This is a genomic window from Salinibacterium sp. 10G20-15 (genome assembly GCF_057365065.1).
Genome location: NZ_CP195118.1, coordinates 904,214 through 923,291, shown reverse-complemented (window position 1 = coordinate 923,291; position 19,078 = coordinate 904,214). Strand labels below are relative to the sequence as shown.

Below are 19,078 nucleotides of genomic sequence, written 5' to 3'. Positions count from 1 at the left end.
TAGCATTTTTCGCTCGTGGTTGCCGGGATGGTGTCCTAGGCTTGCCGCTATGGACCGCTACGCACTCACGGGAGTTCTCGGAGCTGATTCCGGTCGAATCGGCGCAGAAACGGTCGATGTGCCCGAGACGATTGAGCCTCACGCTCACGACTTCGTCGAGATCGCGCTCGTTGTCAGTGGTCATGGCACGCACATATCGCGCACGGGAACGGATGACGCGGTTGCGGGATCGGTGTTCCTGGTTCGCCCGGGAAGCTGGCATTCGTTCGAACCCATCAGCACCATGACGGTCGTCAACGTGTACTTCGATGAGCGCGTGCTCTTCGAGCATTTGCCGTGGCTCTTCACCGATGTCACCTCGTCGCGTCGCCTTCTTTCAGCCGGAACCTCGAGTTGGACCGCACCGGCCGACGTCTTCGACGATGCCGTGGCGTGGGCGACGTCGCTTGAGCAACGGCCGCACGCGCCCTTCATGATCAGCGTCGGGCTGCTGACGTGCATCATGGCGGTGCTCACCGACTTCGGAGATCCTGATCGGGTGGAGCAGGTGGCAACCTCGTCGAGTGACCTGGTGTGGAGCGTCGTGGCGCAGATCGTGGCTGATCCTGCCCACGATTGGTCGGTGCCGGCAGTGGCTGCGGCAGCGAATCTGTCGCCCTCCCACTTCACACGAATCTTTCGGCGTGAGCTCGGCACGTCACCCGCTCGCTTCATTGCGCAAGTGCGACTCGAGCGCGCCGCCCTGTTGCTCGTCTCTACCGACCTCGCCGTTGCCCGGGTCGGGGAGCAAGCGGGCATCGACGACGCGAACTACTTCGCCCGCATCTTTCGCAACGCTTACGGCATCAGCCCCAAGGAGTACCGCGCGGGCATCCAACTTCTGGACTAACCCTTCACCGCTCCACTCGTCATACCGGCCACGATTTGTCGCTGGAAGAAGATGTACATCACCAGCGGCGGGATCGTGATGAGCAGAATATTGGTGAATAGAAGGTTCCAAGCGGTGTCGAATTGGCTCTGGAAGTTATAGAGCGTCAGCTGAACTGTTGCGTTCTCGTCGCCCGGTAAGAAGTACAGCGGATTCTGGAAATCATTGAAGACGAATACCGCCTGCACCACGATGACCGTGACGATGACGCTCCGCAATAGCGGGAATGCTACCTGGAAGAACAGACGGATGGGACCCGCTCCGTCAATCGTCGCCGCTTCGTCGAGCTCACGAGGAATGGCGGCGATGAACGCGCGAAACATGAGAACGGAGAACGACAATCCGAAAGTCACTTCAATAAGAACAAGACCGGGCAACGTACCAAAGAGTTCAAGACCCTGAAGTACCCAGATGGTGGGTACCACTGCGGGCGGGATGATCAGCCCGGCAAGGACCATGAGGTTGATCGCCGGGTTCCAGCGTGACTGGCGGCGTTGAAGCACCCATCCCACCATCGCTGAGAAGAGCACCATGAGGGTGACACTTGCCACGGTCAGCACGGTCGAGTTGACGAATGCTGTGATGAGCATGAAGTCGCGAGTTTGGATGACCTCCACAATGTTCTCGAAGAGGGCGAATTGCTCCGGCCACGAGAACTCCAGCGCTGCAGACTCTTGGCGAGTTTTTGACGCCGTCATCAGGATGAACGTGAAGGGCACGAGGAACACAACGATCGATGCGACGATCGCGAGGGATCCGGTCACGATGGAGCGGGTACGGCGGCTCATTGTTCTGCCTCCTTACGGTTGAGGAACCAGAAGATCGGCACAATGATCGCGGTGACAACGATGAAGAGAACAACGTTGCCCGCGCTGGAGAGGCCGTAGAAACCTGCCTGATACTGCTTGAAAATTACGGAGGCGATGACGTCACTGGTGAAGCCGGGGCCGCCCCGGGTCATAGCCCAGATCAGGTCGAATGAGCGCAGCCCACCGATGAGGGAGAGGATGACGACGGTGACCATGGCGGGGCGAACCAGGGGCAGCGTGATGTGCCAGAAATTCTGGAAGGGACTCGCTCCATCGGTGGTGGCGGCTTCGAAGTATTCGTTGGGGATGGCGACGATTCCGGCGATGAAGATGAGGGTTGCGAGTCCGACTCCGCGCCAGACTTCGACGAAAGCGACGGAGAGCAGAGCGTAGCTGGGGTCTGTGAGCCAACCGGGGCCGTCAACGCCAATGCCCGCGAGGGCGGTGTTGATGAGGCCGTCGAAGGGGTCCATGAGTACCCGGAAGGTGATGCCGACGCCGACGACCGAGACGAGTACGGGGAAGAAAACGACTGAGCGAAGAAAGGTGCGGCCCATGATCTGGCTAGAAAGCAACACAGCAAGCAGAAGGCCAAGAACAACTTTCAGACCTGAGGTGACGAATCCGAAGATGAAGGTGTTGACGAAGCCTTGAATAAGCATAGGCTCGCGGAAGAACTGGGCGAAGTTCTCAAAGCCGATGAACTCGATGTCAAAGAGTGACCAGCGGGTAAGGCTGAAATAGAAACTCGCGAGGGTGGGAACAATGAACAGGGTGAAGAACAGCACGGCTGCCGGGATGTAGAACCACATTGGGTATTGGCTCTTGTGGCGACGCTTGCGAGACTTTTCGGGATGCCGCGTCGGTTGCTTCGACTGGCGCGCGAGCCGCCGCTCGGTGGTTATGGCCATGGTGTCTCCGTTGACTGTGATGGATGAATGCGGGGGCCGACTCGAAGTCGAGTCGACCCCCGCGATTGTTTCAGCGTATTGCCGAAGTGCTGCTTACCAGCCTTCGAGTCCGAGCTGCTGGGCCTGCTTAGTGACGTCCTGGTCGTACAACGACGCACCCTCGGCTGCGGAACGGATGCCCGAACCTACCTCGACGGTGATCTGCGGCAGCGACGGTCCCTTGACGGGCGAGAGGAATTCGAGAGCTGCTGCGGTTCCGCCTTCGGTTTCGAAGTAGGGGAGCATGTCGGCGGTGGCGTTCGGAACGTCATCGGGGAGCACGCAGCCATCGATGAAGTAGGGTCCGGTCGCTCCCACGGCGTCGGACTGTACGTCACAGCCCTCTTCAGTGGCGATGAAGGCCATGAAGCTCTTGACCTCGTCGGGGTGCTCGGTGTCGGCGGGAGCGTAAATGCCGTTTGCGAGCCACGTGGTGAGGCCGTTGTCTGGGCCGTCTCCGGGCTGGGCGAAGAACCCGATGTCATCAGCCTGGTCGGGGTAGAGCTCAACGATTGTGGAGACGGCGAAGCTCAGCATCGGGTAGTGGGCACCCTCACCCTGAGCGAGCATGCGCAGCCCGTCGTCGAGGGTCGACGAGGCGAAGTCCTCATTGAGGTAACCGGCTTCATATACCTCTTGAAGACGTTCGAAGCCGCGGATGGCAACGTCGTCGTCGGCATAGTTCACCTTGTTGGCGGTGTAGTCGTTCGCCCAGTTGGGCTCTTCTGCGAGAACGTTGTAAAAGTCACCGAGTACGAAGAGCTGTGAGGTCCATGCGTCGGTGTAAGTCTGGATGACGGCGTCGTAACCAGCGTTAGAAATGGCTTCGTTGTTATCCATGAACTCGTCCCAGGTGACGGGGACTTCGAGGCCAAGTTCTGCGTAGATGGCCTCGTTGTAGAGAATTCCGCCACCCATACCGGTTCCGGCCGGAACAGCGTAAACGCCGTTCGGCGTGCTGACGCCGTCGATGAAGGTTGAAGTGACGGTTTCCATGAATGGTTCGTCTGCGATGTTAAGTAGTGTCTGGTCGGGGTTCAACGCCTGCATAAGTGAACCAGAGTTGTACCAGAACAGGTCGGTCATCTCGCCTGTGGCAAGGCGGGTCTTGATGAGGTTGTCGCCCTCTTCGCCGCCGGGGCGCGTCTGAACTTCGATCTCGATATCAGGGTTCTTGGCCGTGAATGCCTCGGCAAGGGCCTCTACCGTCGCAATGTTGGCGTCGGTGTTGTCGACGAGCAGTGACAGCTCAACTTTGCCGTCCGCCGATGCGCCGCCGGTTGAACAGCCGGCAATGGTGAGTGAAAGTGCTGCTCCAGTCACGAGTGCTGCCATGAGCTTGCGTCGCTTGGTAAGTGCGTTCATCTGCTTTACCTCCTTGTAAAGTCGGAATGTGTGTGTGGTGCATTATTGAATCGGTTCAACGTGGTGAAAGAATACGGGCGAATCAAGAAGCTGTCAATCAGGCGCCGATAATATGAGGATCAATGAGGTTATTTGGCGACCGTCGGCCATGCTGTCGCCGCAAACAAGCCTCCACGGGGATGTTTTAATTGAAACGTTTTATGTACTGTGGAACTTACAACGATGTAAACGAAAGGGCCCGCATCCGTGGCATTCTTACCGACTCTCGAAAAGTCAGACGATCAACTTCAGGTAGCTCATCTGCGGACCCAGTACAGCGCTGACCTCATTGGCGTACCGCGGTCTGGGCTGCGATTGAACTGGAAGCTAGAGGGCGCCCAGTCACAGCCGGCGCTCGGCTACCAGCTTTCCTGGCGTGACGAGGGAATCGACCGAGACTGTTTAGCCGAGCCGGTCGAGGGCAGAGGAGCATCCGGGATCATCGCTCCCGGGGGAGATCTGCCCGCTGCGGGCGTGCGTTACTTCCGTGTTCGCGTGGCGACAGTTGCCGGCTGGACCGCCTGGAGCGACGAACTTGCCGTCGAAGCAGGCGTCGACGCGCTCACCGCAGCCGTCATTAGTGCGCCCGCCCCGCTCGCCGGTGTCTCGCCCTACTTTCGTCGTTCGCTCACTCTGGCGAGCAAGCCCGTGCGTGCACGACTGCGCGTGAGCTCGCTCGGGGTGCACGAGCTCGCGATCAACGGCGCACGCGTTGGTCAGGAGCACCTTTCTCCGGGCTGGACGTCCTACCAAGAACGCATCGTGGTCGCGACGCATGATGTCACTGCGCTTCTCACCGAAGGCGAGAACGTGCTCGGCGCGATGCTGGGGGACGGGTGGTACCGTGGCCGCCTTGGCTGGCGTGACCGCGACGCGATCTACGGCACCGAGCTCGGCCTCATCGCTCAGCTTGAGGTGGAATTCGCCGATGGCAGCCACGAGGAGTTCCTCACCGATGACTCGTGGCGAGCATCCACGGGAGAGGTCACGGCGTCGAGCATTTACGACGGCACCGCCATCGACTTCTCGCTCGAGCCCACGGGCTGGAGCAGCCCCGGTTTCGACGACAGCGCGTGGACCGCAGTGCAGGTTCTGGATGTCGACCCGGCACTGTTTGTTCCCCGCATCGCGCCCCCGATCCGCACCATCGCCGAATTCCCGATGACCACGGTCTCCACCGGAGAACGCACCGTGCTCGACGGCAGCCAAAACATCGCAGGCTGGGTCCGACTGGTCGTTCGTGGCGCGAAAGGTGACACCGTTACGGTTCGCCACGCAGAGGTGCTTGAGCCTGACGGCGCTCTGCATGTTGCGGCACTTCGCTCGGCGAAGGCAACAGACACCTATGTGCTCGACCGCGATGGGGAGCACGTGCTCGAACCACGCTTCACCTTCCACGGTTTCCGGTATGCGGATGTGTCGGGTGACGCCGAGGTTGTCAGTGCCGTTGGCATTGCGATCAGTTCCGATACCCCGCGCCGCGGTCACTTCGAGAGCTCGCACGCGGCGCTGAACCGCTTGCACGAGAACGTGCTGTGGTCGCAGCGAGACAACTTTGTCTCTGTTCCGACGGACTGCCCGCAGCGCGACGAGCGTATGGGCTGGACTGGTGATGCTCAGGCGTTCGCCATGACCGCCAACACCCTCTTCGACACTGAGAGCTTCTGGCGTTCGTGGCTACTCGATCTTGAAATCGATCAGGATGACGACGGCGCGGTCGCTGCAGTAGTGCCCAACATGCTCATCGACTCCGACTTCCTTCTCGATGGTGTTCCCACCTCGATCATGGGGCGCGCCGGCTGGGGCGATGCAGCAACGATCGTGCCCTGGTCGATTTACGAATCCTACGGTTCGACCGAAGTGCTCGAGCAGCAGCTTTCGAGTATGCGCCGCTGGGTAACCTACCTGGCCAACTGGGCGGGCGACGGCATCGTGCTGTCTCCTGAGTTCCAGTTCGGCGACTGGCTCGACCCCGACGCTCCGGGTGACCGCCCGTGGGAGGCGAAGGTGTCTGCAGACTTCGTGGCGAATGCGTTCTACGCGCACTCTGCTCGGCTGCTGGCCCGCTCGGAGCGCTTGGTCGGCGACGCTGACGAAGCTGCTCGCATGGACGCGCTCGCCGATGCCGTTGCTGCCGAGACCTGGAAGCGCTGGGGAACCGATGCGCGTACTAGCGCCGCCGGACTCGCGATGGCTATCGAATTCACAATCGCGCCCGTCGCTGAGCACGAGACACTCGGCAACGAGTTGGCTCAGCTCGTGCGGGAAACCGCTGGCCGGATCACGACCGGCTTCCTCGGCACTCCGTTGGTCCTACCTGCCTTGACCCGCACGGGCCACAACGATGAAGCCTTCCTGATGCTGCTGCGCCGCGATGCTCCGTCGTGGTTGTACCAGGTTGACCGCGGAGCAACGACGATCTGGGAACGCTGGGACGCCATCCAGCCCGATGGTTCAATCCACCAGGGCGACATGGACACGGGCGACTCGATGATCTCGTTCAACCACTACGCGTATGGCGCAGTGATCGACTGGGTCTACCGCACTGTCGCCGGAATCGCTCCCGACGCGGAGCGCCCCGGTTATGAGCTCGTGCATGTTGCTCCGCGTCCCGCTGTGGGAATCGACTGGGCGCGAGCCTCGATCCAGGCGCGCCCTGGCGAAGTCTCTATCGACTGGCGTGTCGAGAACGGTGCTCTGCTAGCTACGGTCACGCTTCCCGTGGGAAGCACCGGCCTGCTGGATGTCCCAGTTGACGACACTTCGGTGATTACCGTTGACGGCGTCACGGTAGAGAACGGTGTCTCGCTGAGCGCCGGAACTCATGCCATCGTTGTCACTCAGCCGGTGATCGCCCAGCCCGCTAGCTAGTAGTACTGAGCGGTCGGGCGTTAGCGGTGGAGGCCGCTAGCGCCCGTCAACCACCACGTGGGCGAGGGGCTCACCAGCAACAAGGCGCCGTGTCTGCTCGCGCATGAGGGCATCCACTCGAGCGTGCATCGCTGAGGTTGCGCCGCCGATGTGCGGGGTGATCGTCACGCCGGGAGTCGACCAGAGCGGGTGATCGCTCGGCAGCGGTTCGGGCTCGGTGACGTCGAGCGCCGCTCGAACGTGGCCAGCGGATGCCGCCGCCACAAGAGCGTCGGTGTTCACGATCTTGCCGCGAGAGACATTCACGAGCAGCGCGCCGGGTTTCATCGCCTCAAGGAAGGCGGCATCGACGAGGTTGGTCGTGGTGTCGCTGAGGGGAACGGCGATCGCGACGATGTCGGCTTTCGCCAACAGCGAGGCAAGCGCATCCATTGATTGAACGGCTCCGCGTTCGTCGCTGCGGTTGCTGCGGGCGACCCGCACGACGTTGGCATCGAAGGGGGCGAGCTTGTCGGCGATCTGATTTCCGACTCCGCCGGCACCCACGATCACGACGGTCTTGCCGGCGACTCCGGGCTGCTCGCGCTGGTCCCACGTGCCGGTCTGCTGGTTCGTGAAGTGCGCCGGAAAGCCGCGCTGTTCAGAGATGATCATGCCGACAGCGAGTTCGGCGGTGGAAGCTTCGTGGACTCCTACAGCGTTGCAGTAGGTGATGCCGGCGGGTAGCTGATTCTCGACGCCGTCGTAGCCGAGCGATTGGGACTGGATGGCCGCGACATCCATTCCGGCGAACGAGCCGAGGCCACCGGCTGCGCCCAAGTAGCCAACGAGCACGAGGTCGATGTGCGCGGGGGGCGTGCCGTCGGCGGGGCTCCACACAATCACGTTGGCGTCGGGCAATTGCGGCGCGAGTCGGTCGAAGATCTGCTGGTCGGGAAGGGCAATGGTGATCATGGCGCAGGGCTCCTGAACTCGGCGACGGGCAACGACCTTTCCAGCATGCCTCACCGAAACGCTATTCACCTCGCAACACCCGGCCACTAGGCTGTCCGCGACGTTGACTATCGCTCGGAGGGAGGGGCGTCATGGCGCGCTGGCCGGTCGTACCCCGCGAAAGCGAGCGGGATGCTGTGCTCGCGGCGCTTCGCAGCCCGCGTCCGCGGTCGGTGATGTTGCGCGGTCCGAGTGGCGTCGGCAAGACAACATTGGGCGCCCACATTTCGAATGCGCTCCGTGCCGACGGGCGAACTGTGATCCCCGTTATCGGTCTTGCCGAGTTAGTCGACGTTCCACTCGGAGCCCTCGCCCCGGTGCTCGCCAGCGCGGGCAAACACGATATCGAGAGCGTGGGTGACCGAGTGCAGGCCCTCGTGGGGGTAGTGGGGGAGAACCCGCAGAAATTCGTTCTCGTTATTGATGACGCGCCTCTATTGGATGCCGTTTCTGCCAGCGTGCTGTACCAACTCGTGCGCGTCTTCGGCGTCACGACGCTGCTCACTGCTCGCGACTCGCACGAGGTTGACGGCCCCCTCGCGCGTCTGCTGCACGAAAACTTGATCGACATCGTCGAGCTTGAGGGGCTGAGTCTCGAACACAGCCAGTCGGTCCTTCAACAGTATTTGGGCGGTACTCTGCGCCCCGAGAGTCTTCGCGCCCTGTTTGAGGCGAGCCGAGGCAACCCACTGATGCTGCGGGAACTGGTCTTTGCGGCCGGGCGAGCGGGCGGCATCCGCAGTGGTGATTTTGGTGTTGAGGTGTCGATCTCGACACTACCAAAACACGTGCGCGCCACGATTGCCGACCGCGTAGAGCAGCTTTCGGCGGCTCAGCGCCGCTTGGCGCAACTGATCGCCATCGCTCAACCCATCCCGCGTTCGGCTATCGCTGCCGACGAGGGTGATGCCTTGGCCTATCTCACGAGTGAGGGCATCGCTGAGGACGCCGGCGACGAAACTACCCCGCTCGTGCGGCTAGCGCATCCGTTGTTTGCCGAGGCCCTCACGATTGACCTTGGGCAGACCGAGCGTGCCGATCTGGTGAAGGAGATCGCCGGGCGATTGATGCCGATGAGCGATCAGCAGCTGCGCTTTACAGCAACGGTGTTGCTCACCACCACCGATGCCGTCATTAGTGAAGACGACTTGGATTGGGCGGCAAGCTACGCGCATGCCGCCGGGGACCATGCGGTCGCAGCATCGCTCGCTGAACGCGCCCAGCTCGCCGAACGCCGTTTCGCGCCCGAGCTCGTGTTGGCTAGTGCCCTCTCGGCGCTCGCCGAGTCGGAGCGGTCGTCCGCTGTTTTTGAGTCCGCCATCGCACTGTCTCAGAATCAAGAACAGCGTGCCATCGCCCTCGCGCGCTGGGGCCAGCACATGGTTTATCGGCTCGCTCGCCCTTCGGATGCTGTCGATCGTGTGACGTGTGAACTGTCGAGAATGGATGCCGGTGCTCAAGCGGTGCTGCGTCCGGAACTCTCCAAGTGGCAACTCATGACGGGAGATGCGGGGGCCCTCTCCGACGTAGCGGATCCGGTATCGCCCGACGGCGGACTCGGCGCTGTGAACGCGGGGCTTACCGCGGCGATGATCGCAACGATGGCGGGCAACCCCGCCGATGCATTCGCTGCCATTCTTCAGACTCGTCCCCTCGTGGAGGCTCATCGTTTCGAAGCGCCCTTTGCGGGTTCGCTTCTCGACCTTTCCGAGTTCTTAGCCCTCGTTGCTGATGCCGAGATCGTGCGCGCTCGCGACTTTGCCGCCCAACGGCGTCTCGACCGTTTCGCCGATTCGGCGGGAATGTGGTCGTATGCGCTGGCCATCGTTCGCCTGCACGAGGGGCGACTCTGTGATGCTCAAGCTCTCGCGACGCTCGCGGTCGAGCAGCTTAAATGGCGCGACTTCACCGGCCTCCTCGGCACCGCCGTTACCCTCCATGCCACCGTCGACGCGCAACTGGGCGAGCTCGAAACGGCGCGCGAGCTACTTTCCGAGGTTTCCCCGGAACATGCCGGCGACGCCAAGGTCATTCTGCAGCGCGCCGAGTGTGAGGCCTGGTTGCTTGCCGCCGAGGGGCGTGCCGAGGAAGCGGCGGCGGTCATCGTTGCCGCCGTTGCTGAGGGCATCATCCTGGGCCACTTCCTGTTGAGCGCCCTCACCCTGACCGTGGCGATTCGGGTCGGGCATCCGGCGGCCGCGCTCGAACAGGTGGAATTGCTGACGCAACTTTCGCCGTCTCCGCTGATTGCCCGCATCCACGAATGGGCTCTCGCCGCGGCCGAAGCGGATGTCGCACGCCTCTGCGAACTCGCCCCCACACTTGCCACCTCAGGAGTTGTCGCGCTCGCGGTCGATGGCCTTCTGGAAGGCGCACGTAGCGCAGCAAAGGCCGACCGCAGCGAGTTGGAGCGTAAGGCCACGTTGCTCGCCCGCCGCCTCGCTGCCGACATGGATCGCATGCCAGGCGAGGCCATCACGGATGAGCTCACCGAGCGGGAATGGACGATCGCCCGTGCCGCCGCTGGCCGTAAACGCAGTCGCGAAATCGGTGAACACTTGGGGCTATCGGTTCGTACCGTCGACAATCACCTCGCGCGTATCTATCGCAAGCTGGGCGTCAAGGGCCGGGTGGAACTCGAAGAGTTTCTTTCTGAGCTGTAGTGGCGGCGTTCGCTGCGCGACGCACCGCCACTAGCGCTGATGCTTACTGTTCGACTGCGGAGAGAATCATGTTCACAAGAGTGCCGTCTTCCTCTGTGGTGCCCCAGGAATACTGAACGTTCCAGCCGTCGCTCTCGAGTCCATACAGGTAGCCGTTATCGCCGAGCGAAATCTCGGAGACTATCTCGAAGCCATTGGCGACGAGGTTCTCGTAGCCTGCTTCGGCGGCGGCCTCAGAGCCCACCTGAATCGTTGCGCTGTAGCCACCATCGATGCCGAGCGAGAAGACAATTTCGCCGTCGGGGGCAGGAACCTCGGCGGGCCACGACTTGGGCAGCGAGCCTCCCGAACCGTCGCCATCAACATCGACGTCTACACCGGTCGCGCCCTCAATCGCGTTCTCCACCGTGTCCTCGATGAGGTTGTCGGTGAAGCTCTCGAGAGGGTTGCCAAAGCAACCGGAAAGGGAAACGGTGAGGCCGGCCGCGATTGCGATGGCGGTGGCGCTGTTCAGCGCGCGCTGTGAAGTGATCATGCGAACAGTAAACCGCTCGGGCTTGCCTCCGCGCGTGAGTAGAAATTACCTATCTCTGAGTACGGTCTTGTGGCGCCAGAAAGGTAACGTGGAACCATGCCGCTAACAGGAGAATACGAACCCAGCACGTCAGAGGGTGCCCGCAAGCAGGCCGAGGTCTTCGAGGCGAGCAACGGCCATGAAGGCAATCTCATGCGTGGGATGCCGATCATCGTCTTGACGACGGTCGGAGCCAAATCCGGCAAGCTGCGTAAGACCGCTCTCATGCGCGTCGAACACGACGGCCACTACGCCGTTGTTGCTTCGCTGGGTGGTGCCCCGAAGCATCCGGTCTGGTACTACAACATCGTGGCTAACCCGCACGTAGAGTTGCACGATGTGGGGTTCAAGGGCGATTTCATGGCGCGCGAAGTGACCGGTGACGAGAAGGCTCTCTGGTGGGAGCGTTCGGTTGCGGCCTACCCCGACTACGCGGACTACCAAGCCAAAACTGAGCGCGAGATTCCGGTCTTCGTGTTGGAGCCGATCAGCGCTTGAGCGAACGGTCGGGCTACAACACCCGACCGAGCGTGAGCCCGAGTGCCGCCATCGCAACGGCGACGGCAAGCATGCCGAAGGAGTTCGCGATCGCGAGCCACACGCGGTTTTCTTGCAGCAGCCGCAGGGTCTGAAAGCTCGTTGTGCTGAACGCAGTGAAGCCGCCGACCATGCCGACCCCGGCGTAGAGGCCGAGCTCTTCGGGCACGATGTGGCCGGCCGTCATTCCCGTGATGAGGCCAAACAGAAACGATCCGCTGATATTGATAATGGACATCGCGACGGGATAGTTGGTGCGGATGCGGCGGTGCACGAACGCGTTGACGGCGAGGCGCAGGGCGGCGCCGAGCCCGCCCGCGACAGTGATGAAGAGTGCTCCAATGATCATCGAACCAACCGTTCGTGTTGGCGCAGAATGCGGAACCAACTCTTCGACGTGAAGACTCCCAGCCATACGGCTCCCGCTCCGGCGATCAAGGTTGCAGTGCCGTAGGCGGCGGCAAGCAGCACGTGGTGGCGTTCGGAGACGATCACAATGTCGACGGCGAGCTGCGCGTAGCTGGTAAGGGCTCCCAGGAACCCAACGGCGGTGAGGAGGCGGATGACGCGCATCCGTCTTGATTCGTGACGTTCGGCCAAAATCTGAAGAAGTAACCCGAGCAAGAACGGGCCAGCCACATTAACAATTACGGTGCCGAGTGAGAGCGTCTCCCAGATCGGGGTGCTCTGCGCGATGATGAACCGCACTGCCGCGCCAAGCCCACCACCGAGGGCGGCGAGCGCAAGATGACGGGGGCGGATACGGATCATCTCGGGCATCCCCACGACGGTGCGAGTGATCTCGATATCGCTGTTCATTGGCAAGCGAGCCCGGAAGCGTCGTCGCCAACGCGGAAAATACCACGGCCGCCGAACTGGAGGGCGGAGCTGGTCGGGGCCGGCCTGCGTTCGCTCGGCCTGCATCCGGTTCTCCGGGGCGTGGGGCACGGTGACGTCTCCGGTCGTTGCGGTGGTTGGCCTTAAGCGTAGCGAATCAAGAGTCGTGCTGTTTGGGCCCAAACAGGCGTAGTGTGTGCCGGTGCACACTATCGTCCGTGCGGCGGGTAATAAGCGAAAACTGGTTCACCCAGCGCAGCTGACTCTCCTGGGGTTTCTGATTGGTATCGCAGCGGGCACAGCCCTGCTGGCGTTACCCATTTCGCGTACCGGTCCGGGTGGCGCAACGCTCGTTGAGGCGTTCTTCACCGCGGTCTCGGCGATGTGTGTGACTGGCCATGTGATTGTCGATACGCCGACCTACTGGACCGGTTTCGGTCAGACCGTGATCATGGTGCTCATCCAGGTGGGTGGCTTTGGTGTCATGACCTTCGCCTCCATCATCGGCATCGCCGTGGTCCGCCGCCTCTCCCTGCGCTCACGCATTACCGCCGCCGCCGAGACCAAGAGCGTCGGTTTTGGTGATGTGCGCTCGCTGATTCTTGGCGTGCTCAAGATCTCGCTCATTATCGAGGGCATCGGCGCGCTCATCCTCTTCTTCTGGTTTCTGCTGCGCTACGGCTACAGCGTGGGGGAGGCGGCGTGGTTTGCGATTTTCCATGCGGTGTCGTCGTTCAACAATGCGGGCTTCGCTCTCTTCAGCAACAACATGATCTCGTTTGTCGACGACCCGGTGGTCTCGCTCACGCTGTGCGCCGAGATTATCCTCGGCGGTCTCGGTTTCCCCGTGATCGTGCAACTCTTGCGGCACGGCGGCAACCGCCTCAAGTGGAGCATGAACACCCGCATCGTCGTGGCGGCTACCCCGCTGTTGCTCGTCGCCGGCACCATCTACATCACGCTCATCGAATGGAACAACCCCGCCACCCTCGGCCCCCTCGATTGGCAAACCAAGCTTCTGGCTGGGTTCTTCCAATCGGTGCAAACCCGCACGGCGGGCTTCAACAGCATCGACATCGGCGCTATGAGCGAAGCAAGCCAGTTCGGGATGACCGCGCTCATGTTCATCGGTGGTGGCCCCGCCGGCACTGCCGGTGGCATCAAGATCACAACTTTCGCGGTGCTGTTCTTCATCCTCCTCGCGGAGGTGCGCGGAGACGGCGTCGTGAACGTTTTTGGCAAGCGACTGTCGCGCGCGGTGCACCGCCAAGCGATTGCGGTGGTCTTGCTTTCGGTGGGCGTTGTCGCGACATCCACCGTCACGATCATGCTGCTCTCGGGGTTGCCGTTGAGTCCCGTGCTGTTCGAAACGGTGTCGGCGTTCGGCACCGTCGGCCTCTCGGAGGGCATTACGCCCGAGCTGCCGGTGGCCGCACAACTCATCTTGGCTGTCCTCATGTTTGTGGGCCGCCTCGGCCCTATTGGCTTTGCTACCGCGCTGGCTCTGCGTGAGCGCGCTGTCCTGTATGAACTTCCCAAAGAAAGGCCCATCATTGGCTAAATTGCGCATGTTCTCTGGTTCGGATGCCTCGTCCGTGGCCGCCGCAGATTCGGTGGCGGTCATCGGATTGGGCCGTTTCGGGCGCGCTTTGGCGCTGGAACTCATGGCCAACGGCACCGAAGTGCTCGGGGTCGATGTGGATGAGTCGATCGTGCAGGAGATGAATGGCCAGTTGACCCATGTGGTCTCGGCTGATTCCACGCGCGAGGAGGTGCTGCAGCAGTTGGCGGTGCCCGAGTTTGACCGTGTGGTCGTGGCGATCGGCAGTGACATTCAGGCGAGCATCCTGACCACGTCGCTGCTGTTGCGGTTCAGCGTGGCGCACGTGTGGGCCAAGGCCGTGAGCGATGCGCACGGCACGATCTTGGAACAGCTCGGTGTCAGTCACGTGATCTACCCGGAGAAAGAAATGGGGCGTCGCGTCGCTCACCTCGTGCGGGGATCGATGCAGGACTACCTCGAGATCGGTGACAACTTCTCGCTCGTCAAGATGGCCCCGCCGGCCGCGATTATCGGCAAGACGCTGGGGGAGTCTCGAGTGCGATCGACCGCGGGCGTCACCATCACCGCTGTTCGCCCGCTCGGTGGCACTTGGACCTACACCGATGAGAAAACTGTCATCGCCGCCGACGACACCATTCTCGTGTCGGGCCCGACCAACCGAGCCGAGGCGTTCAGCTTGCGCCGCTAGCCAGCGACGCCGCGTTTGCGCCGTTAGCTAGCGGCGAGCTCTCGTTAGAGCAGCGAACTCAACCAGATCTCGCACAGTGCCTGCCACGCTTCAGCGGGCGTGCCCTCGGCAAGACCGAGGCCGTGCTTGCCGTCGGCGAAGACGTGCAATTCGTGGCGCACGCCGGCCGCCGCCAGTGCCATGGCCAGTGGGTACGAGTGGGCTTCGACCGGAACGGGCTCGTCGGCAGCCGTGTGCCAGATAAACATGGGAGGCGTGGCGGGCGTGACCAGCAGATCAAGTGAGGTGTCTTCGCGTAGGAAGGAGTTGGCATCCATCCCGATGAGGTTCTCGCGAGAGCCGGCGTGCGTCTCGCCTGTCATGGTGACAACGGGGTAGCCGAGCACGGCAAAGTCGGGGCGTTCGTTGTCGTGAGCAACGGGGGCCACCGCCGCGTGGCCGGCCAAATGACCTCCAGCGGAAAAGCCCACAACACCCACGAGCGGTGCCCCTAGCGCACGTTCCTTCGCAATTTCAGACTGAATTGCCAGCAATGGGGCGGGGTGTTTCGTGGCAACGGGGTACTCAACGACGCGAGCATTCCATCCAATTGAGCGCAGCCAGGCAGCAACGGGCTCGCCTTCGTGGGGTGCGAGGCGCGAATACCCTCCACCGGGGAGAACGAGAATTGTGGGGAGGTTGGCAGCCATTACTTAACTGTAAATTGTGCGCGTCGATATGGCTGAATCAACGCACTTTCGCGCGCAAATCCCTTAACCCGCCTAGTGTCGGTACATGGCAGATTTGTTTGACGGATACACATCAAGCGCCTCCACACGCAGCGGACCAGCCGCGTGGGATGAGATGTTCTCTGCCGAGAGCGAGATACGTCGCCCCTACCGCGAGATTCATGACGCGCTGGCGCAAATGACGCAGGAAGAACTGCGCGGACGTACTGAAGCACTCGCCGACAGTTACCTCGCCCAGGGCGTTACCTTCGACTTCGCTGGCGAAGAGAGACCCTTTCCTCTGGATGCAGTTCCCAGAGTTATTGACCTCTCCGAGTGGAAACAGGTCGAGTCAGGTATCAAGCAGCGAGTTCTCGCGCTCGAAGCTTTCTTGGCCGACATCTATGGGCCGCAGAATGCCATCAAAGACGGAGTGATCCCTGCTCGCATGGTCACGTCCTCCAGCCACTTTCATCGTCAGGCGGCGGGAATCGAGCCGGCCAACGGTGTGCGTATTCAGGTCAGCGGTATCGACCTCATCCGCGATGAAGTTGGTGCGTGGCGCGTTCTCGAAGACAACGTGCGCGTGCCCAGTGGTGTGAGCTATGTGATCTCGAACCGTCGCGTGATGGCCCAAACGCTTCCCGAATTGTTCGTCTCGATGCGGGTTCGACCCGTGGGCGACTACCCCCACAAGCTGCTGCAGGCTTTGCGGGCCAGTGCGCCGGGCGGGGTGGATGACCCCAATGTCGTGGTGCTCACTCCGGGTGTTTACAACTCCGCGTACTTCGAGCACACGCTGCTCGCACGCCTCATGGGCGTTGAACTCGTGGAGGGTCGAGACCTGTTCTGCTCTGGCGGTCGGGTCTGGATGCGCACCACGGCGGGCCCCACTCGGGTCGACGTGATCTACCGCCGGGTTGACGACGAGTTCCTCGACCCGCTGCAGTTCCGTGCCGACTCCATGTTGGGCAGCCCGGGCATGATGCTCGCGGCTCGCCTCGGAAACGTGACGATCGCCAACGCGGTGGGAAACGGTGTCGCCGACGACAAGCTCGTGTACACCTACTTGCCTGACCTCATCGAGTACTACCTCGGTGAGAAGGCGATCATCCCCAACGTCGATACCTGGCGACTCGAAGATCCGGGGGCGTTGGAGGAAGTGCTCGACCGGCTCGACGAGCTCGTGGTGAAGCCCGTGGATGGTTCCGGGGGTAAAGGCCTCGTGATTGGTCCGGCCGCAACGAAGCCGGAATTGGAGACGCTGCGCAAGCAGCTATTGAAGGATCCGCGCGGGTGGATCGCGCAGCCCGTGGTCCAACTGTCGACGATCCCCACCGTGATCGACGACGGTATGCGGCCGCGTCACGCCGACCTTCGCCCCTTTGCGGTTAACGACGGAAACGATGTCTGGGTGCTGCCGGGTGGTCTCACTCGCGTTGCACTGCCCGAGGGTCAGCTCGTCGTCAACAGTTCACAGGGTGGTGGCTCGAAAGACACGTGGGTTGTTGGTCGCGAAAAGCTCGAAGAGTCGTCCAGCAGTGTGCAGGGCCTCGTTGAAGGTCAGGCTGACACGGAAGCAATTTCCGTCATCACCCCCGAGATGCTGCTCGAGGCATCCGGTCACGCTGATCACGCCGAGGATCATGACACCACTCGAACGCTCACGCAGAGACAGCGTCAAGAAGAGCAGCAACAGCAGAGCATCGACACCGAGGGAGGTCACTCATGCTGAGTCGCATCGCAGAATCGCTGTTCTGGATCGGTCGCTACATTGAGCGTGCTGACGGCACCGCCCGCATCCTCGACGTTCACCTTCAGTTGCTCCTCGAAGATCCGTGGATTGAAGAGGATGACGCCTGCCGCGCGCTGTTGAGTGTGATGGGGAGCGAGGCGCCCGCCGATGTCAGTCTCACTCGCGGTGACGTGTTGTCGATCCTCGCGGTTGACCGTACCGAACCCGCCTCGATCGCGTATTCCTTGGGTGCCGCTCGCGAGAACGCGCGTCGTGCTCGCGAGATCGTCTCCACCGAGTTGTGGGAGTGCCTCAACACCACTCAGACTCGGATGCCGCGCCGAATTTCGGGAGACAAGGTCGCTGACTTCTTCTCTTGGGTTCGTGAGCGCTCCGCTCTGGCCGTAGGCATTGTCGAGTCCGCAACGAGTCGGGACGAAGCGTGGCAGTTCTTCACCCTGGGGCGCAGTCTTGAGCGCGCGGATATGACCGCGCGACTCTTGGCTACGCGAAGCCTCACGGAAGCCAGCGGTCCGTCGTGGACCACAATTCTGCGATCGTGTGGCGCCTACGAGCCCTACTTGCGCACCTATCGCGGTGTGCCGAGTGCGAGCAACGCCGCCGAATTCTTGTTGCTGGATCGCCTGTTCCCGCGCAGCATCCTCTTCTCTGTTTCGCGGGCTGAGGACTGCATGCGTGAGCTTGAGCCCCACCGCATGAACCGTGTCGGCGTAAACGACGATGCGCAGCGTTTGCTTGGCAAGATTCGCAGCGAGTTGGAGTATCGGCCGATCGCCGAAATTTTGGATGATCTGCCTCACCATATGGATCGAGTGCAGGCGGCAACGAGTGCGGCTTCGGAGGCAGTGCGTCTCCGCTACTTCCCCACAAATGCCGCTCCCGAGTGGGTTGGAGAGATCTCATGAAGCGACTGCGGATCGTCCATTCCACGGGTTTCAGCTACGGCGGCGAAGTTACCGCCTCATACAACGAGGCTCGGATGCTGCCCGCCAGTGTCGAGAGCCAACTCGTGTTGTTCTCGAACCTCGACATCTTGCCGCTCTCTAGCCAGAGCAACTATGTCGACTATTGGGGTTCGCGCGTTGCTTCGTTTGAGGTGCTGACGGGTCATAAAGAGTTGTCGTTGACCGCCACGAGCCTTGTTGAGGTTCATGAGCGCGAGCACGACTCCCAGTGCATGTCGTGGGCCGAGCTTGAAGCGGCCGCCGAGTTGTCGATGGATGCCGTCGAGAACCTCAGCCAGACGCGTCGCACCGAGCCGCCGGCTGAGGTCGTCGCGCTCGCGAAAGATATTGCAGCGAAGTCGGATGACGCGTGCGAGAGTGCGCTCGAAATCTCGAAGGCCATCGGTAACGCCATCGAGTACATGAGCGGCGTCACGGGAGTGGCAACGACCGCGGCAGAAGCGTGGACCGGTGGCAAGGGTGTCTGTCAGGACATCGCTCACCTCGCGCTCGGCGCTTTGCGTTCGGTCGGCATCCCGGCTCGCTATGTGTCTGGTTACCTTCACCCGAAACCGGATGCTGCTATCGGTGAGAAGGTCACGGGCGAATCCCATGCGTGGATCGAGTGGTTCTGTGCCGGGCAGTGGCGCGGCTACGACCCGACCAACCTCATCGATATCGGAGACCGGCACGTGCTCGTGGGTCGCGGTCGCGACTACAACGATGTGCCACCCCTGCGCGGTGTGTACGCGGGACCGTTCGGTTCGAAGCTATTCGTGAAGGTGGAGATCACCCGCGAGGCGTAGGTCACCAGAGACGTCAACGACAGGTGGGGCGGATGCTGCGAGCATCC

The 19,078-nt window shown here is 61.9% G+C and carries 17 protein-coding genes; 9 read left to right on the top strand and 8 right to left on the bottom strand.

Annotated features, from left to right (window positions below; all coding sequences use genetic code 11):
* Positions 1-49 precede the first annotated feature (49 nt).
* Positions 50-889, top strand: a complete 840-nt coding sequence (locus ACR3YK_RS04415) for an AraC family transcriptional regulator (protein ID WP_486176008.1) — start codon at positions 50-52, stop codon at positions 887-889.
* On the opposite strand, the gene ACR3YK_RS04410 is transcribed toward ACR3YK_RS04415, so the two are convergent.
* The 3 genes from ACR3YK_RS04410 to ACR3YK_RS04400 form a co-directional block, all read right to left on the bottom strand.
* Entirely contained in the window at positions 886-1,716 is an 831-nt protein-coding gene (locus tag ACR3YK_RS04410; RefSeq protein ID WP_486176007.1) for a carbohydrate ABC transporter permease, read from the bottom strand. The two genes, ACR3YK_RS04415 and ACR3YK_RS04410, sit on opposite strands and share 4 nt — an antisense overlap.
* Positions 1,713-2,648 carry a carbohydrate ABC transporter permease gene (locus ACR3YK_RS04405; protein ID WP_486176006.1) on the bottom strand — a complete coding sequence of 312 codons (936 nt, stop codon included), beginning with the start codon at positions 2,646-2,648 and terminating at the stop codon, positions 1,713-1,715. The genes ACR3YK_RS04410 and ACR3YK_RS04405 overlap by 4 nt, the downstream gene beginning before the upstream one ends.
* 93 nt (positions 2,649-2,741) lie before the next feature.
* Positions 2,742-4,052: an ABC transporter substrate-binding protein gene (locus tag ACR3YK_RS04400; RefSeq protein ID WP_486176005.1), complete on the bottom strand. Its 1,311-nt coding sequence runs from the start codon at positions 4,050-4,052 to the stop codon at positions 2,742-2,744.
* A 354-nt stretch (positions 4,053-4,406) separates the two neighbouring features.
* Between ACR3YK_RS04400 and ACR3YK_RS04395 the strand changes: the two genes are divergently transcribed.
* Positions 4,407-6,962 (top strand): family 78 glycoside hydrolase catalytic domain, encoded by a 2,556-nt coding sequence (locus ACR3YK_RS04395; RefSeq protein ID WP_486176004.1) that lies wholly within the window; start codon positions 4,407-4,409, stop codon positions 6,960-6,962.
* A 36-nt stretch (positions 6,963-6,998) separates the two neighbouring features.
* Here ACR3YK_RS04395 and ACR3YK_RS04390 read toward each other — a convergent pair whose 3' ends face one another.
* Positions 6,999-7,916, bottom strand: a complete 918-nt coding sequence (locus ACR3YK_RS04390; protein ID WP_486176003.1) for an NAD(P)-dependent oxidoreductase — start codon at positions 7,914-7,916, stop codon at positions 6,999-7,001.
* Positions 7,917-8,047: 131 nt separating this feature from the next.
* On the opposite strand from ACR3YK_RS04390, the gene ACR3YK_RS04385 reads away from it, so the two are divergent.
* Positions 8,048-10,618, top strand: a complete 2,571-nt coding sequence (locus ACR3YK_RS04385) for a helix-turn-helix transcriptional regulator (protein ID WP_486176002.1) — start codon at positions 8,048-8,050, stop codon at positions 10,616-10,618.
* 43 nt (positions 10,619-10,661) lie between these two features.
* On the opposite strand, the gene ACR3YK_RS04380 is transcribed toward ACR3YK_RS04385, so the two are convergent.
* Entirely contained in the window at positions 10,662-11,153 is a 492-nt protein-coding gene (locus ACR3YK_RS04380) for a hypothetical protein (protein ID WP_486176001.1), read from the bottom strand.
* Positions 11,154-11,249: 96 nt separating this feature from the next.
* Between ACR3YK_RS04380 and ACR3YK_RS04375 the strand changes: the two genes are divergently transcribed.
* Complete coding sequence (locus ACR3YK_RS04375; protein WP_486176000.1) at positions 11,250-11,690, top strand: nitroreductase family deazaflavin-dependent oxidoreductase; 441 nt, start codon at positions 11,250-11,252, stop codon at positions 11,688-11,690.
* A gap of 13 nt (positions 11,691-11,703) precedes the next feature.
* Here the strand turns inward: ACR3YK_RS04375 and ACR3YK_RS04370 are convergent, their stop codons facing one another.
* Positions 11,704-12,078: a fluoride efflux transporter FluC gene (locus tag ACR3YK_RS04370; protein ID WP_486175999.1), complete on the bottom strand. Its 375-nt coding sequence runs from the start codon at positions 12,076-12,078 to the stop codon at positions 11,704-11,706.
* Positions 12,075-12,548 (bottom strand): fluoride efflux transporter FluC, encoded by a 474-nt coding sequence (locus ACR3YK_RS04365; RefSeq protein WP_486175998.1) that lies wholly within the window; start codon positions 12,546-12,548, stop codon positions 12,075-12,077. Before ACR3YK_RS04365 ends, ACR3YK_RS04370 begins: the two co-directional genes overlap by 4 nt.
* A 220-nt stretch (positions 12,549-12,768) precedes the next feature.
* On the opposite strand from ACR3YK_RS04365, the gene ACR3YK_RS04360 reads away from it, so the two are divergent.
* Positions 12,769-14,127 carry a TrkH family potassium uptake protein gene (locus ACR3YK_RS04360; RefSeq protein WP_486175997.1) on the top strand — a complete coding sequence of 453 codons (1,359 nt, stop codon included), beginning with the start codon at positions 12,769-12,771 and terminating at the stop codon, positions 14,125-14,127.
* Positions 14,120-14,818, top strand: coding sequence for a potassium channel family protein (locus ACR3YK_RS04355; protein ID WP_486175996.1), 699 nt, complete (start codon positions 14,120-14,122; stop codon positions 14,816-14,818). Before ACR3YK_RS04360 ends, ACR3YK_RS04355 begins: the two co-directional genes overlap by 8 nt.
* 44 nt (positions 14,819-14,862) lie before the next feature.
* Here the strand turns inward: ACR3YK_RS04355 and ACR3YK_RS04350 are convergent, their stop codons facing one another.
* Positions 14,863-15,507, bottom strand: coding sequence for an alpha/beta hydrolase (locus tag ACR3YK_RS04350; RefSeq protein ID WP_486175995.1), 645 nt, complete (start codon positions 15,505-15,507; stop codon positions 14,863-14,865).
* Between the two features lie 85 nt (positions 15,508-15,592).
* Between ACR3YK_RS04350 and ACR3YK_RS04345 the strand changes: the two genes are divergently transcribed.
* The 3 genes from ACR3YK_RS04345 to ACR3YK_RS04335 are packed head-to-tail and all read left to right on the top strand — an operon-like array spanning position 15,593 to position 19,031.
* On the top strand, positions 15,593-17,260 hold the full coding sequence (locus ACR3YK_RS04345; protein ID WP_486175994.1) for a circularly permuted type 2 ATP-grasp protein: 1,668 nt from the start codon (positions 15,593-15,595) through the stop codon (positions 17,258-17,260).
* The gene (locus ACR3YK_RS04340; RefSeq protein WP_486175993.1) at positions 17,254-18,186 is read left to right on the top strand and encodes an alpha-E domain-containing protein; all 933 of its coding nucleotides are present in this window, start codon (positions 17,254-17,256) and stop codon (positions 18,184-18,186) included. The genes ACR3YK_RS04345 and ACR3YK_RS04340 overlap by 7 nt, the downstream gene beginning before the upstream one ends.
* Positions 18,183-19,031 (top strand): transglutaminase family protein, encoded by an 849-nt coding sequence (locus ACR3YK_RS04335; protein WP_486175992.1) that lies wholly within the window; start codon positions 18,183-18,185, stop codon positions 19,029-19,031. Before ACR3YK_RS04340 ends, ACR3YK_RS04335 begins: the two co-directional genes overlap by 4 nt.
* Positions 19,032-19,078 lie beyond the last annotated feature (47 nt).

Coding starts and splice junctions, on each gene's coding strand:
- ACR3YK_RS04415 (WP_486176008.1), top strand. CDS start 50: ATGGACCGCTACGCACTCACGGGAGTTCTCGGAGCTGATTCCGGTCGA.
- ACR3YK_RS04410 (WP_486176007.1), bottom strand. CDS start 1,716: ATGAGCCGCCGTACCCGCTCCATCGTGACCGGATCCCTCGCGATCGTC.
- ACR3YK_RS04405 (WP_486176006.1), bottom strand. CDS start 2,648: ATGGCCATAACCACCGAGCGGCGGCTCGCGCGCCAGTCGAAGCAACCG.
- ACR3YK_RS04400 (WP_486176005.1), bottom strand. CDS start 4,052: ATGAACGCACTTACCAAGCGACGCAAGCTCATGGCAGCACTCGTGACT.
- ACR3YK_RS04390 (WP_486176003.1), bottom strand. CDS start 7,916: ATGATCACCATTGCCCTTCCCGACCAGCAGATCTTCGACCGACTCGCG.
- ACR3YK_RS04385 (WP_486176002.1), top strand. CDS start 8,048: ATGGCGCGCTGGCCGGTCGTACCCCGCGAAAGCGAGCGGGATGCTGTG.
- ACR3YK_RS04380 (WP_486176001.1), bottom strand. CDS start 11,153: ATGATCACTTCACAGCGCGCGCTGAACAGCGCCACCGCCATCGCAATC.
- ACR3YK_RS04375 (WP_486176000.1), top strand. CDS start 11,250: ATGCCGCTAACAGGAGAATACGAACCCAGCACGTCAGAGGGTGCCCGC.
- ACR3YK_RS04370 (WP_486175999.1), bottom strand. CDS start 12,078: ATGATCATTGGAGCACTCTTCATCACTGTCGCGGGCGGGCTCGGCGCC.
- ACR3YK_RS04365 (WP_486175998.1), bottom strand. CDS start 12,548: ATGAACAGCGATATCGAGATCACTCGCACCGTCGTGGGGATGCCCGAG.
- ACR3YK_RS04350 (WP_486175995.1), bottom strand. CDS start 15,507: ATGGCTGCCAACCTCCCCACAATTCTCGTTCTCCCCGGTGGAGGGTAT.
- ACR3YK_RS04345 (WP_486175994.1), top strand. CDS start 15,593: ATGGCAGATTTGTTTGACGGATACACATCAAGCGCCTCCACACGCAGC.
- ACR3YK_RS04340 (WP_486175993.1), top strand. CDS start 17,254: ATGCTGAGTCGCATCGCAGAATCGCTGTTCTGGATCGGTCGCTACATT.
- ACR3YK_RS04335 (WP_486175992.1), top strand. CDS start 18,183: ATGAAGCGACTGCGGATCGTCCATTCCACGGGTTTCAGCTACGGCGGC.